We start from the raw sequence: 13,526 nt of genomic DNA, 5'->3' as shown, positions 1-13,526 counted from the left end.
GCCCTGGCCCGCGCCGCCGACCCCCACGACCCCACCCGCGCCCCCGCCCACGCCGCCTGGCTCACCGGCTGGCTGCAGCACCGCGCCCGCCCGCTGGCGCCAGAGGCCGTCACGCGCTGGCACCGCCTGCACGCCCGCGCCGCCGGCCTGCTGGCCGAGGCCGCCGCGCTGTAGCGCGTAGTAGCGCGAACTTTGTAGTTCGCGTCCCCGAACGACAATCGTTGAACCGGCGCGGGGACGCGAACTACAAAGTTCGCGCTACAGCGCCCTACTAGCAGCAAGCCCGTTAGCCTACATTTTGCGGAATAAATTTTCCCTCTATATTTGGGCGTATTTTTTTCTCACCAACACCCCATAGCGTTTTATGGAACCTGATTATTCCTTCCTCACCACCTGGGCCGAGTGCGATGCGGCCAGCGAGGACGTCACCTTCGAGCTGAAGACCTTCAGCCACCGCGACACCGGCCTCGACATTGCCGACGAGCGGGCCGACCGCAGCCTGGCCAGCGGCACCGCCGCCCTGGCCAAAAAAGACAGCGAGATTCTCATTGCCCAGGGCCAGGCCGCCCTGCCCGGCCTCAGCGCCGAGGCCCAGCAGGACGCCGCCGACAAGGTGGAGCTGCTGCAGGCCCAGCGCAAGCAGATTGTGAAGCGCAACCGCGTGAGCAAAGGCACCGACCGCTTCCTGGGCACCGTCGATGCCTTTCAGGTGCAAAAGCAGGTGGAGGCCCTCACCCAGGTGCTGGCCGGCATTGCCACCCGCCGCGCCCAGCTCACGGCCTAGCCCGCCGCCGGAGCTGCTAAAATTCAAAAAGCCTCCGTGCAGTGCACGGGGGCTTTTTTGGCAAATAAGCAGCAGGCTGGGCCGCCGCCAGCCGGTTGATGGTGGTGGAAGCCTGCCCCTGATGAGGCTGGAGCCGGGCAGCTGCGCGCCGGCCAGCCGGGCGTTTTGGCGGCCGCTGCTGGCGGTGCGCCGTTGTAATTGTTCCGTATTTTTACGCTATGGCCACTCCCATCACCTCCCTCGCGCAGCTCGACCCCAACGGCAGCTACACCTACGCCGACTACCTCACCTGGCAGTTTACGGAGCTGGTGGAGCTGTGGCGCGGCAAAATCATGCGCCGCATGAGCGCCCCCACCGACTTGCATCAGGTAGTAGCCGGGGAATTATACGCCACCATTCTCTACCACCTGCGGCGGCAGACTTGCCAGGTGCGCATTGCTCCCTACGATGTGCGCCTGATAAAACTGGGCACCCCGGCCCATCCCGCCGACACCGCCATCCGCACGGTGGTGCAGCCCGATGTATGCGTCATCTGCGACCCCACCAAGCTGGAGAAGCGCGGCTGCCTCGGTGCCCCCGACCTCCTCATTGAGGTGACCTCGCCCAGCACGCAGGCCCGCGACTGGAAAGACAAGTACGACCTCTACGAGGAGAACGGCGTCACGGAATACTGGATTGTGTCGCCCGACGCGGCCAGCATCTCCATCTTCGTGCTGGACGAAGCCACTGCCCGCTACCGCCTCGTGGGCGAGTATGCCGAGCCCGGCCCCGTGCCCTGCCACACCCTGCCCGGCCTGGGGCTCGACTGGGCCGACGTGTTTCCGCCCGCCACGCCCGCGTAGCCAGCGAAAAGCGCTACCCCCCTCTCCAGCGGCCCCATCCCGCACTACCCCCTAAACCAAAACACGCAGCCACCCCAGGGGGCGACTGCGTGTTGGCAGTTATCATTCCGGCGTGCCGCAGCTCTTCAGAAGCGGCCGCCGGCAACGGGCGCTTAGTCGATGACCACGCGCTTAGTCACGAGTTGGCCGTCGAGCGTGAGGCGCAGGGTGTACACCCCGGCGGCCAGCCCTTGCAGGTTCATCGTCGTCTCGGCCGTGGGCAGCGCGAGCGCGCGCACCGTTTGGCCCAGGCTGTTGAGCAGCGTAGCCGTGGCTACCGTGGCCGCCGGGCGCCGCACCGTGAGCTGGCCGTGGGCCGGGTTGGGGTAGAGGCTGACGGTACCGGCCGGGGCCGCCACCGTACGCACCGGCGAGTAGCTGCTGGTGCCGTCCAGGTCCACCTGCCGCAGGCGGTAGTACACCACGGGGGCCGCGTAGGCGGGCAAGTGGGCATCGGCAAAGGCGTAGCTCCGCGCCTGGGTGCTGGTGCCGGCGGCCGGCACCTGGCCCAGGGTGCGGAAATCGGTGCCGTCGGGGCTGGCCTGCACCTCAAAGTAGGCGCTGTTCTTTTCCGAAGCCGTCGTCCAGGTCAGGCGGGCCACTGCGCCCTCGGCTGTGGCCGCGAAGCGCGTCAGCTCCACGGGCAGCGGGGCCGAGCGGCTGCCCAGCGTCCAGGTCGAGAAGCTCGTGAGGCCGGCGCGGGTCACGGTGTTGGCGCTGGCATCGTAGGTGGCGTTGTTGACCCGTGCCCAGCCGCTGCCGGGGTCGAAGGGCTGTTTGAAGAGCTGCAGGTCGGCCTCGGCAATGCCGTTGCGCTCGTGGTCGAAGTAGTTGAAAACCATCGTCACGTTCAGGTTCGCATCCACGGCGGGTATGATGAGGAAGTAGCGGGTAATGCCCACGCTGCTGCCCACGCCCGTCGCGGGGCTGCCCGTTATGCGCTGTACCAAGGTGCTGCCGGGCAGAGTCGTGCTGCTGGCGGCCGGGGTCAGCGTCACGCCCAGGCCGCCGAAGTCGCTGCCGCTGCCGCGCGTGTTCAGGTTGCGGGTGGTGCTCACGAAGCCCGTCACGTAGGCGGTTTCGGTTTCGCTGATGGTAGCGTTGCTGCCCAGGTTCAGCGCGGAGTAGCCGGTGACGAGCGTGCCGCTGGTCAGGGTCAGGGCCGTGCCGATGGTCAGGTTTTGGTTCAGGCTCACGCTGCCGCCGGGCTTATTCACCGTGAGGCGCTCGAAGGTGAGGGCGCTGCTGCCGCCCAGCGTCTGGCTGCCGCTGCCCACCAGCTGCACCAGGCCCGCCAGGGTGGCGCTGCCGTTGTTGAAGAAGCTGCCACGCAGGCTCAGCGTCCCGCCCGACTGGTTCAGGCTGCCGTCGTTGCCGAAGGTGCCGCTCACGCTCAGCGTCCCGCCCGACTGGCTCAGGCTAGCATTACTGCCAATGCTTAGGGATTTAGCCTCGGCCGTGCCGGCGGTGAGCAGCGGGTAGCGCGGGGCCCCGGCCGTCAGGGTGATATCGGACACATTGCCCGGTACGCCGTCGTTCCAGTTGCCGGCCGTAAACCAGTCGGTCGACACGGCCCCCGTCCAGCGCGTGGTGAGCGAGCTCGTTACCGTGAAGGCCAGGCCATTGCTGGTGCCCTCCGGCGTCGTGACGACGACGTTGCCCGTACTGGCGCCAGTGGGCACGTTCGTCGAAATGCTCGTGCCTGACCTCGACACTGAAAAAGCGGCGGCAATACCGTTAAAGGTTACGACCGTAGCCCCGCCCAAATTCGTTCCGGTCAGCGTCACGCTCGTGCCAGACGGCCCACTCGTCGGGCTCAGGCTCGTCAGGGTGGGCGCGGGTACGTCGATTACCTGGATAGTGACGGTGTTGCTGCCCGTCAGGCTGCCGTCGCTCACCTCCACGGTCAGGGTGTAGGAGGTGGTGGTTTCATAGTCCAGGGGCGCGACCAGGGTCAGTATGCCAGCGCTGCTGAGGGCAAACCGGCCATCCTGGTTGCCCGCCGTGATGCGGTACGTGAGCGTGGTAGTATTGGCATCGGGGTCGGTGGCCCTCAGCCGAATCCCGAATGGACGGTTAGGGTTGCGGAAAGCATCTTCGAAGACAATATCATTGACCGGCTGGAGGCTCGGCGCTTCGTTCACGTTGGTGATGCTGATGGTAAACGACTGCTCGACGCTCAACCCGCCCTGGTCGGTGGTGCGCACCCGCACGGTGTAGGAGTTCCTGGTTTCGTAGTCGGCCGAACTCCGCAGGAGCAGCGTGCTGCCGCTGATGGCGAAGTCTAAGTTGTCGGTGCTGCCCGCCCCGCTCACCAGTGCGTAGGTGAAGGTGTTGCCCGCGTCGGGGTCGGTAGTGGTGAAAGTGCCCACCAGCGCGTTGGTGCCCGCATTCTCAGCCACGCTCTGCGGCGACAAACTCAAGGCCGTGGGCGCTTCGTTCACGTTGGTGATGCCGATGGTGAATGTTTGCTCAAAAAATAGCCCACCTTGGTCGGTGGTGCGCACCCGCACGGCGTAGGAGGTCCTGGCTTCGTAGTCGGCCGAGGCCGTCAGGCGCAGCGTGCTGCCGCTGATGGTGAATGCGGCGTTGTCGGCGCTGCCCGCCCCGCTCGCCAGCGCGTAGGTGAAGGTGTTGTTCGCATCGGGGTCGGTGGAGGTAAAGGTGCCCACGGTGGCGTTGGCCCCCGCATTCTCGGCCACGCTCTGCGGCGAGAGGCGCAGGGCCGTGGGCGCTTCGTTCTCGTCGCGAACGATGATGTTGATGGTGTTGCTGCCCGTCAGACTGCCGTCGCTCACCTCCACGGTCAGGCTGTAGGAGCGGGTGGTCTCGTAGTCCAGCGGCGCGGCCAGGGTCAGCTGGCCGGTGCTGCTGAGGGCAAACCGGCCATCCTGGTTGCCCGCCGTGATGCGGTACGTGAGCGTGGTATTGGCATCGGGGTCGCTGCCGATTAGCTGATATTGGAAGGGCGCTTGGGCACGGTTGGTAAAATTATCTTCTTCGACAAGATAATTGGTCTGCCGGAGGCTCGGCGCTTCGTTCACGTCGGTGATGCTGATGGTAAACGACTGCTCGACGCTCAGCCCGCCCTGGTCGGTGGTGCGCACCCGCACGGCGTAGGAGTTCTTGGTTTCGTAGTCGGCCGAGCTCCGCAGGAGCAGCGTGCTACCGCTGATGGCGAAGCTGAAGTTGTCGGCGCTGCCCGCCCCGCCCGTCAGCGTGTAGGTGAAGGTGTTAGCCGCGTCGGGGTCGGTGGTGGTGAAGGTGCCCACCAGCGCGTTGGGCCCGGCATTCTCGGCCACACTCTGCGGCGAGAGGCTCAGGGCCGTGGGCGCTTCGTTCACGTTGGTCAGGTTCACGGTCACGGTGGCCGTGCTGCTCAGGCTGCCGTCGCTCACTTGCACGGTCAGGGCGAAGGTGGGCGTGGTTTCGTAGTCCAGCTGGGCCACGTCGGCCACGGTGAGCTGGCCGGTGCTGCTGTTCAGCGCAAACGCGCCCGTGCCCGTGCCGTTGCCGCCCGTGAGGCTGTAGCTCAGCGTCGTGCCCGCGTCGGCGTCGCTGGCCACAATCGGTCCGCCCACGGTGGTACCGTTAGCCGTGTTCTCGGCCACGCTGCGGGTTTGGGCCGCGATGACGGGCGCGTCGTTCACGTTGAGGATGCTCACCGTCACGGTGGCCGTGCTGCTCAGGCTGCCGTCGCTCACCTGCACGGTCAGGCTGTACGAGTTAGTGGTTTCGTAGTCCAGCGCCCCGGCCACGGTCAGCTGCCCAGTGCTGCTGTTGATGGCAAACTTGCCCGCGCTGTTGCCCGCCGTAATGCTGTAGCTCAGCGTCGGGTTCGCGTCGGCGTCGCTGGCCACAATCGGCGTATCCACGTTGGTGCCGTTAGGCGAGTTCTCGGCCACCTTGCGGACTTGGTTGCCAATGCTCGGCGCTTCGTTCACATCGAGGATGTTCACCGTCACGGTGGCGCTGCTCGTCAGGCTGCCGTCGCTCACGCGCACGGTTAGGCTGTAGCTGGGCGTCGTTTCGTAGTCCAGCGTGCCGGCCACGGTCAGCTGCCCGGTGCTGCTGTTGATAGCAAACTTGCCCGCGCTGTTGCCCGCCGTGATGCTGTAGCTCAGCGTCGGGTTCGCGTCGGGGTCGCTGGCCGTCAGCGCCGCGCCCACGTTGGTACCGTTGGCGCTATTCTCGGCCACGCTGCGGGTTTGGGCCGCAATGCTCGGCGCTTCGTTCACGTTGGTCAGGTTCACGGTCACGGTGGCGCTGCTCGTCAGGCTGCCGTCGCTCACCTGCACGGTCAGGATGAAGGTGGGCGTCGTTTCGTAGTCCAGCTGGGCCACATCGGCCACGGTGAGCTGGCCGGTGCTGCTGTTCAGCGCGAACGCGCCCGTGCCGTTGCCGCCCGTGAGGCTGTAGCTCAGCGTCGTGCCTGCGTCGGCGTCGTTGGCCGCAATCGGCCCGCCCACGGTAGTGCCGTTAGCCGTGTTCTCGGCCACGCTGCGGGTCTGGTTGGCAATGACGGGCGCGTCGTTTACGTCGGTGATGCTGATGGTAAAGTCCTGCTCGACGCTCAGCCCGCCCTGGTCGGTGGTGCGTACCCGCACGGTGTAGGAGTTCCTGGTTTCGTAGTCGGCCGAGTTCCGCAGGCGCAGCGTGCTGCCGCTGATAATGAAGCTACCGTTGTCGGCGCTGCCCGCACCGCTCACCAGCGTATAGGTAAAGGTGTCGCCCGCGTCGGGGTCGGTGGTGGCGAAGGTGCCCACCAGCGCGTTGGCCCCCGCATTCTCAGCTACGCTCTGCGGCGACAAACTCAGGGCCGTGGGCGCGTTGTTGGGCAGCGTTACGCTGAAATAGTTGGCGCTGCCCGGGGCCGAGGTGCCGGCGGTGGTGGTCACGGTGACGTTGCCGGAGGTGGCCCCGGTGGGCACCACGGCCGTCAGGCTAGTGGCCGAGGTGAAGTTCACACTGCTGGCGGCCGTGCCGTTGAAGCTCACCGTGCTGCCGCTGGTGAAACCCGTCCCCGTCAGGGTCACGCTCGTGCCCACCGAACCGCTCGCGGGCGAGAGGCCCGTGAGCGTGGGGGCGGGAAGCGTCACGGTAAAGACGACCCCGCCACTGGTGCCGGCGGTGGTGGTCACGGTCACGTTGCCGGTGGTGGCCCCGGCGGGCACCACGGCCGTCAGGCTGGTGGCCGAAGTAAAGGTCACGCTGGCGGCCGTGCCGTTGAAGCTCACCGTGCTGGCGCTGGTGAAGTTGGTGCCCGTCAGCGTCACGCTCGTGCCTTCCGGCCCGCTCGTGGGCGCGAGGCTCGTGAGCGTGGGGGCGGGCAGGCTGGCCTGGTTGAGCAGCACCTTGAGCGCGTCACCGGGCTCGTCGATGGTCACCACGTCCACGGCCCCGTCGCCGTTGAAGTCGCCCGCCGCGATGCGGCCGCCGTTGGCCGTGGCCGTGAAGTTGGTGGCCGTGCCGAAGCTGCCCGCGCCCGTGCCCAGGTGCGTCGACACCGCTCCCAGCGCGGCCGTGCCGTAGTTGGCCAGCAGCACGTCCGGGTTGCCGTCGGCGTTCACGTCGGCCACGGCCAGGCTCTGGATGCGGTTGCCCGCCGTGAAGGGCGAGCCCGAAGCCGGGCTGAACGCGCCCGCGCCCGTGCCCAGCAGCAGGTACAGCCGGCCGGGCGTGGTGTTGGTGCCCACCACCAGGTCGAGGGTGCCGTCGTTGTTGAAGTCAGTCGCCGCAATGGCGTTGGCGCTGCCCCCCGTGGCGAAGGGCGAGCCGCTGGCCGCCGCGAAGCCGCCGCTGCCGTTGCCCAGCAGCACCGTCACGCCGCCCCCCGAGTAGGCGCAGTAGGCCACGTCGAGCTTGCCGTCGTTGTTGTAGTCGCCCACGGCCAGGGCTGGCACGTCGTCCGAACTGCCGGTCGAATAGCTGCCCGCCTGCGTGTAGGTGCCCGTGCCATCGTTAAGCAGCACGGTGAGCGCAAAGTTGCTGGTTTGAACAATGGTCAGGATGTCGAGGTCGCCGTCAGCGTCCACGTCGGCCACGCCCACGGCCCGGCCGAAGCCAGTGCTGCTGCCATAGGGGCTGGCCGGCCCGAACCCGCCGCTGCCGTCGTTCTTGTACACGCGCACCGGCAGGCGGCTCTGCACCGCGTCCAGGTCGCCGTCGCCGTCCACGTCGGCCAGAATCGCCCGCAGGGGCGCGTTCGAGCTGATGCTGCCGAAGGCGGTGCCGGCCGTGTAGGCCGCGCCCGTGCCCGTGTTGAAGTAGGGGCGCAGGCTGGTTTCCTGCTGCACCAGCAGGTCGAGGCGACCGTCGCCGTTGAGGTCGCCCACGGCCGCGTCGTTCAGCCGCTGGCCGCTTGCCGCCAGGGTGTAGCTGTCGGTGAGCAGGTTGCCACCGAGCGGTGCCGCCGCCGTCACCTGGTACACCTCGCGGGGGGCCGCCGTGCCGGTGCTGCTGCTCAGGCTGGCGGGCAGGGTCACGAACACGGTTTCGCCGGCCTGTAGGTCGGCGGCCGGGTCCACGCTTAGGGTGCTGCCGCTGGCCGTGGCGTTGCCGCCGCGCACCAGCTGCCCGCCGCGCTGCTGGCTAAACACGCGCCCGGCGCCCGCCGTGGCCGGGTCCAGGGGCTGGCTGAAGGTAGCCGTCAGGTTGGCGCCGCGGGCGGCCGCGCGGGCGTTGCGCGCCGGCGTGCGGCTATTCACGGTGAGTTGGGCCCGGCCGGCCAGCGGCAGCCCCAGCACAAGGAGCGCCAGCACGAGAGGTGCCAGCCAGCGGCGGGGCGGGCGGGCCACCCACCCAGGAAGCGAAAGCGAGAAGTGTTGCATCAGTAAGAAGAAGTCAGTCAATCGATAAAAAAGAAATGCAGTACAACAACTATTCACTCGCCCGCCCCCGGGCGGAGGCCATCCAACCAGCCTAAATGCAAACTGCCCGGCGAGTGGCCGGGCAGCGTGTGGAAGTGGGTGGCACAAAATTATCGCCCCCAGCAGGAGCTAGCCCCACTGTTTGAGGCTCAGCCTCACTTTTTGAGGCTCGGCCAGCACCAGCCTCATTTTTTGAGGTTGGCCCCGGCATCGGGCATGGTAAAGGGCGCTGACTCAGCTCGTACTTTTGCGGTTCTTTCCGCCCCCACCCTACTACCATGTTGTTTTATCTCGCCGCTTTGCCTGGCCGCTGCGGGCGCTGGGGTAGCGCCTGCGGGCTGCTGCTGGCGCTGCTATTGGCCCTGGGGGGCGGGGCCGCCGCCCAGCCGGCCCCCGACCACCTGCCCCGCGCTACCGCCCGGCAGGCGGAGTTCTTCCATCTGCTGCAGCGCGGCGACTCGGCCTACGCCCGCAAGGCCGGCTACGACTCCTTTGCCGAGGCCCTGCGCTACTACGACCAAGCCCAGGCCCTGGCCGACCGCAGCCAGGACACCCTGCTGCTGGCCGAAGCCGTGTTTGCCCGCGCCCGCGTCTACGACGCCTGGAACAAGCAGCCCCTCCAGACCATCGAGTACTTCCAGCGCGCGGCCCAGCTGCTGGCTCGCGTGCCCGGCCAGCGGGCCCGCGCCCACTACGCCCGCTACCTCGTGGCCCACGCCTACGAGAAGGTGCCCGACAGCCTGCTTGCCGTGCAGACCCTGCGCCAGCTGGCCCGCGAGCTGCGCCCCCTGCCCGACTCCATCCGCCGGCAGCTCACCTACACCGTCGAGATGGCTCTGAGCAGCACCGAGGTGCACAACTACGCCCTGGCCGACACCCTGCTGCGCCAGCTGGTGTACCGCCCCGGCCTGCACAACGACCCGACTTCCTACGACTACCTCACGCACTACTACCTCGTGCAAAGCCGGCTCGACGTGTACCTGCGTCGCCGCTCGCAGTCGCCCTTTCTCGACTCCCTGCAGCAGTCCTTCCGGGCCTCGCGCACCCTGCTCGACCGGCTGTACCTGAGCCAGCAGCTGGCCCGCCTGCTGGCCGACGCCGGCCGCTACCGCGCCGCCTACGAGTTTCAGGGCACGGCCGTGCGCCTCGGCGACAGCCTCGTGGATGGCGGCGACCTGGAGCGGATGCGCCAGACCCTGGTGGCCAGCGAGCAGCGCGCCCAGGCCGAGGCCCTTACGGCCCAGCGCAGCCGCACCAGCGCCCTCTGGGGGCTGGGCGGGGCCCTGGTGGTTATCACGCTGCTTAGCTTCTACCTGGCGCGGCAGGGGCGGCGGGCCCGCCAGCAAAGCCGGCACCTGGGCACGGCCAACGAGGAACTGGCCCGCCTCAACCGGCAGCTCGATGCCCAGGTGGGGAAGGTGGAGCTGCTGAACAAGGAAATCCAGCACCGCGTCAAGAATAACCTGCACATGATATTCAGCCTGCTGCACATGCAGGAGCGGGGCACCACCAACGAGGAGGTAATCGAGCAGCTCCAGACGGCCCGCCTGCGGGTGGAGAGCATCGCGGCCCTGCACAACCAACTGCTGCGCAACCCCCACGGCCTCGACCTGGGGGCCTACCTGCGCACGCTCATCACGGCCGTGGTGGCCTGCTTGGCCAACGACCGCCGGGTGGTCACCCACCTCAGCACCGACGTGCTCGACCTGCCGGCCAACAGCTACTTCGCCCTCTCCCTCATCCTCAACGAGTGGGTGACCAACTCCATCAAGTACGCCCACACGGGCGAAGGGCCGCTGGAAATCACCGTGAGCGTGCGCGCGCACCCCGCCGAGGTGTGCATCGACTACGCCGACAACGGCCGCCCCCTGCCGCCCGGCCAGCCCCTGCCCTACCCGGCCGGCCCCTCCAGCGGCCTCGGCACCGAGATTATCGGCCTGCTGACCGAGCAGCTGGGGGCCACGCTCACCACCCTGCCCGACCATCCTTACCATTACGAGTTCTGCCTGCCCCGCAAGTAGCGCGAACTTTGTAGTTCGCGTCCCCGCGCCGGTTGGTCGTTCTGTTTGAATCGTTATAGAACGCGAACTACAAAGTTCGCGCTACATCCCATGGACCCCAAGATTACCATTGTCGTCGTCGAAGACGAAGCCCTGATTGCCCGCAACCTGCGCCTGACCCTGGAAGACCTGGGCTACGAGGTGCTGGCCACCTGCTTCAGCTACGCCAAGGCCCGCGAGGCGCTGGCCACGCTGCAACCCGACGTGGTGCTGCTCGACATCAACCTGGGCAGCGACAACCCCGCTCACAACGGCCTGGCCCTGGCCCAGCTGCTGCGTGAGCAGCCCGAGGGGCCGCCCTTCATTTTCCTCACGGCTTACGACGACCTCGACACCATCCGGCAGGCCACGCGGCTGCAGCCCAGCGGCTACCTCATCAAGCCCGTGAATGGGGCGGCGCTGTTCGGGGCCTTGCAGTCGGCTATCGAAAGCCACCGGCGGCAGGTGCCTGCCCCCCCGCCCGAGCGGGATGCCCCCGCCCCAGCCACCCCCGATTTCTTCTACGTGAAGACCGGCGGCCACGTGCAGCGGCTACTGTGGCGCGAGATTGCCAGCCTGGAGGCGGGCAAGAACTACGTGACCCTGCGCACCGGCACCGAGCCCCGCCGCAGCTACGCCATCCGGGGCTCGCTGGCCTACGTGCTGGAGCAGCTGGTGCCCGAGGGCCTGCGCGGGCAGTTCCTGCGCATCAGCCGGGGCGTGTACCTGAACCCGGAGTATATCACGGGGCACGACGAGGCCTTCGTGTACTGCGGCCCGGAACGGTTCGAGAACGGGCACACGGCCCAGCGGCAGCTGGGGGAGCTGGGGCGCTGATGAGATGCCCTAGCGCCCGGCAAAGCTTCCGGTTTGCGGAGTAATCAAAATTGTTCAGAGCTGCGGCAACATGATAAGCAGTTTTCTTATCATTTCATTGGTTACTTAGCGCTGCAGCGACACGATGACCAGATTTTTAGCCAGCGTGTTAGCCACGGGCACCTGTTGGTCGCGCAGGCCGGCGTAGGCTACGGTCAGCGTTTGAGCAGCCGAAGCGGACAGCCGAAGCCGGAATTTGCCTTCGGAGTTGGTGGCAGCAATAATGCCCGGCTGCCCGGCCACGAATACGCAGGCGCCCGGCAAGGGCCGGTGGTCGGGGCCCAGCACCTGGCCCCAGCAGTAGTTGCTGACGGCGGTTTCGGCCTGGGCTTCCACCACCATCACTTTGCGGGCCGGCAGGCGGCGCGACGCAGTGCGAACGGCGGGCTTAGCACTGCGCGGTTTGGCGGCGGGTCTCTCGGTACCCAAGGACAGGGACGCGGTGGCCGGCCGGGTGTGGATAGTGGCTGCCTCGGCTGCCAGCGTCAGCAATAAAGAGCTCAGCAGCAATACTACCGGTCGGGCCAGCGAAAAACCGGCAGTGCATTGAAAAGTGGTTTTCATAAAACGATAATTGATGGGGAGTAAGCAAGAGACGGTGGGCCCAGTGGCCTCAGTCTACCGCCGGAAGGAGCGGCGGCCTTGCCCGGAGCGGCGGACGCTGTAGCCAACGATGACCAGCAGCACGAACCCGAGCAGGATGTAGCAATACTGCATAGGGCTGGCGGACCATTGCGCTTCCGCCGCGGGGGCGGGCTGCGCGGCGGCCACGCTACTGGTGCCGAGCAGCAGGATGAGGAATTTCAGCGGCGCTTTCATCGGCGAAGACGTCATTGGATTTACCGGGGCAGAGTGAGGCGACAAGGGGCGCGGAGGCAACCAGGCCGCTGGCGGGTTGCCTTCGCGCCGGCCTGCCACAGGCTTCGCGCTCCTTCAACCGGCCAATAATTAGCTGTTGTTGAATGGTATTACGAATTTACCCCATCCCTAAAGCACTGGCAAATTCCTGGCCCCAACGGGTCGATTTGCGGCGTGAGTGCGGCGATTTGCGGCGCAAGCCGGATTGGGCCGCCCCTCCCTTATTCCTCCCAGCCGGCAGTGCCAAGGCGGGTGGCCCAAACGCAGGACTGGCCGGCACCCGTTTGGCAACGGATACCAGCCAGTCTCTTCTAAACCCCGCTTGCGTTGCGACACTTACCGGCTACGGCAGTCTTCAGTACCAGGCTTATACCAGGTGCAGGCGCTCCAGCAGCGCGTCGCGGTAGGCGCGCCCGATGGGCAGCAGCTGCCCCGACACCTGCACGATATTGCGCACCGGGTCGATGCGCTCGATGCAGTCGGCATTGATGAGGTAGCTGCGCTGAATCTGCACGAACTTCTCCGCCGGCAGGTGCTGGCTGATGTCGCGCAAGGGCTGGCGCACCGACACGATGCGGCCCTTGCTCAGGGCCAGGCGGCAGGTTTTACCCTCCGTTACAATCCACGAGATTTCTTCCAGGTTTACCTTCACCAGCAGGCCTTCTTCTTTCACGAACAAGGCGTTGGGCAGCAGCGCACCCGTGGTGGCGGAGGTGAAAATAGGGCCTTCGGTGCCGTGGTCGTCGTCGTCGGCGGTGGGGGTACTGCCGCTGGGATGGGCCGCCACAAAGTTGGACACGGCCAGCTCGATGGCCCGTTGCAGGGCACCCGCGTCGGCGGGCTTCACGAGGTAGGCGGCCGGGCCCACCTGCCGGGCCCGCTCGAAGGACTCGGTGTCGGTCTGGGAAGTCAGGAAAATCAGCGGCAGGGGGCGCTCGGCCAGCAGGCGGGCGGCCAGCTCGATGCCGTCGGGGCCGCGCTCGCCGAGGTGGATGTCGAGTAGCGCCACGTCGGGCGGGGGGCTGGTGGAGCGCAGCAGGGCCATGGCACCCGCCGCATCGTAGGCGGGGCCGATGACGTGGTACGAAAGGTCGAGCAAGGCTTCCTCCAGCAGGTCGGCAAACAGCGGCTCATCTTCAACTATCAGGACGCGGAGGCTGGAATTGGCGAAAGACATAAGGTTGTTTTCAAGGAAGAATAAGTTTGACATACAGGTATT

The 13,526-nt window shown here is 67.0% G+C and carries 8 protein-coding genes; 4 read left to right on the top strand and 4 right to left on the bottom strand.

Going from position 1 to position 13,526, the window contains the following annotated elements; translation table 11 throughout:
* The first annotated feature begins 364 nt into the window (after window positions 1–364).
* Together Q5H93_RS06720 and Q5H93_RS06715 are read left to right on the top strand one after the other, a co-directional pair.
* A complete protein-coding gene (locus tag Q5H93_RS06720; RefSeq protein ID WP_305005734.1) occupies window positions 365–784 on the top strand; it encodes a hypothetical protein in 420 nt (139 codons plus the stop codon).
* Window positions 785–1,002: 218 nt separating this feature from the next.
* Window positions 1,003–1,626 carry a Uma2 family endonuclease gene (locus Q5H93_RS06715; RefSeq protein WP_305005733.1) on the top strand — a complete coding sequence of 208 codons (624 nt, stop codon included), beginning with the start codon at window positions 1,003–1,005 and terminating at the stop codon, window positions 1,624–1,626.
* Between the two features lie 152 nt (window positions 1,627–1,778).
* On the opposite strand, the gene Q5H93_RS06710 is transcribed toward Q5H93_RS06715, so the two are convergent.
* Window positions 1,779–8,495 (bottom strand): cadherin domain-containing protein, encoded by a 6,717-nt coding sequence (locus Q5H93_RS06710; RefSeq protein WP_305005732.1) that lies wholly within the window; start codon window positions 8,493–8,495, stop codon window positions 1,779–1,781.
* A 317-nt stretch (window positions 8,496–8,812) separates the two neighbouring features.
* Between Q5H93_RS06710 and Q5H93_RS06705 the strand changes: the two genes are divergently transcribed.
* The gene (locus Q5H93_RS06705; RefSeq protein WP_305005731.1) at window positions 8,813–10,555 is read left to right on the top strand and encodes a sensor histidine kinase; all 1,743 of its coding nucleotides are present in this window, start codon (window positions 8,813–8,815) and stop codon (window positions 10,553–10,555) included.
* A gap of 90 nt (window positions 10,556–10,645) precedes the next feature.
* The gene (locus tag Q5H93_RS06700) at window positions 10,646–11,410 is read left to right on the top strand and encodes a LytR/AlgR family response regulator transcription factor (RefSeq protein ID WP_305005730.1); all 765 of its coding nucleotides are present in this window, start codon (window positions 10,646–10,648) and stop codon (window positions 11,408–11,410) included.
* Window positions 11,411–11,515: 105 nt separating this feature from the next.
* On the opposite strand, the gene Q5H93_RS06695 is transcribed toward Q5H93_RS06700, so the two are convergent.
* The 3 genes from Q5H93_RS06695 to Q5H93_RS06685 form a co-directional block, all read right to left on the bottom strand.
* Complete coding sequence (locus Q5H93_RS06695; RefSeq protein WP_305005729.1) at window positions 11,516–12,013, bottom strand: peptidase associated/transthyretin-like domain-containing protein; 498 nt, start codon at window positions 12,011–12,013, stop codon at window positions 11,516–11,518.
* Window positions 12,014–12,067: 54 nt separating this feature from the next.
* Window positions 12,068–12,283, bottom strand: a complete 216-nt coding sequence (locus tag Q5H93_RS06690) for a hypothetical protein (protein WP_305005728.1) — start codon at window positions 12,281–12,283, stop codon at window positions 12,068–12,070.
* Window positions 12,284–12,674: 391 nt separating this feature from the next.
* Window positions 12,675–13,484 (bottom strand): LytR/AlgR family response regulator transcription factor, encoded by an 810-nt coding sequence (locus Q5H93_RS06685; protein WP_305005727.1) that lies wholly within the window; start codon window positions 13,482–13,484, stop codon window positions 12,675–12,677.
* Between the last annotated feature and the right edge of the window lie 42 nt (window positions 13,485–13,526).

Origin of the sequence: Hymenobacter aranciens (genome assembly GCF_030580865.1) — a bacterium.
Taxonomy (GTDB): domain Bacteria; phylum Bacteroidota; class Bacteroidia; order Cytophagales; family Hymenobacteraceae; genus Hymenobacter; species Hymenobacter aranciens.
This window is presented reverse-complemented; position numbering and strand designations above follow the sequence as displayed.

Coding starts and splice junctions, on each gene's coding strand:
- Q5H93_RS06695 (WP_305005729.1), bottom strand. CDS start 12,013: ATGAAAACCACTTTTCAATGCACTGCCGGTTTTTCGCTGGCCCGACCG.
- Q5H93_RS06705 (WP_305005731.1), top strand. CDS start 8,813: ATGTTGTTTTATCTCGCCGCTTTGCCTGGCCGCTGCGGGCGCTGGGGT.
- Q5H93_RS06710 (WP_305005732.1), bottom strand. CDS start 8,495: ATGCAACACTTCTCGCTTTCGCTTCCTGGGTGGGTGGCCCGCCCGCCC.
- Q5H93_RS06720 (WP_305005734.1), top strand. CDS start 365: ATGGAACCTGATTATTCCTTCCTCACCACCTGGGCCGAGTGCGATGCG.
- Q5H93_RS06715 (WP_305005733.1), top strand. CDS start 1,003: ATGGCCACTCCCATCACCTCCCTCGCGCAGCTCGACCCCAACGGCAGC.
- Q5H93_RS06690 (WP_305005728.1), bottom strand. CDS start 12,283: ATGACGTCTTCGCCGATGAAAGCGCCGCTGAAATTCCTCATCCTGCTG.
- Q5H93_RS06700 (WP_305005730.1), top strand. CDS start 10,646: ATGGACCCCAAGATTACCATTGTCGTCGTCGAAGACGAAGCCCTGATT.
- Q5H93_RS06685 (WP_305005727.1), bottom strand. CDS start 13,484: ATGTCTTTCGCCAATTCCAGCCTCCGCGTCCTGATAGTTGAAGATGAG.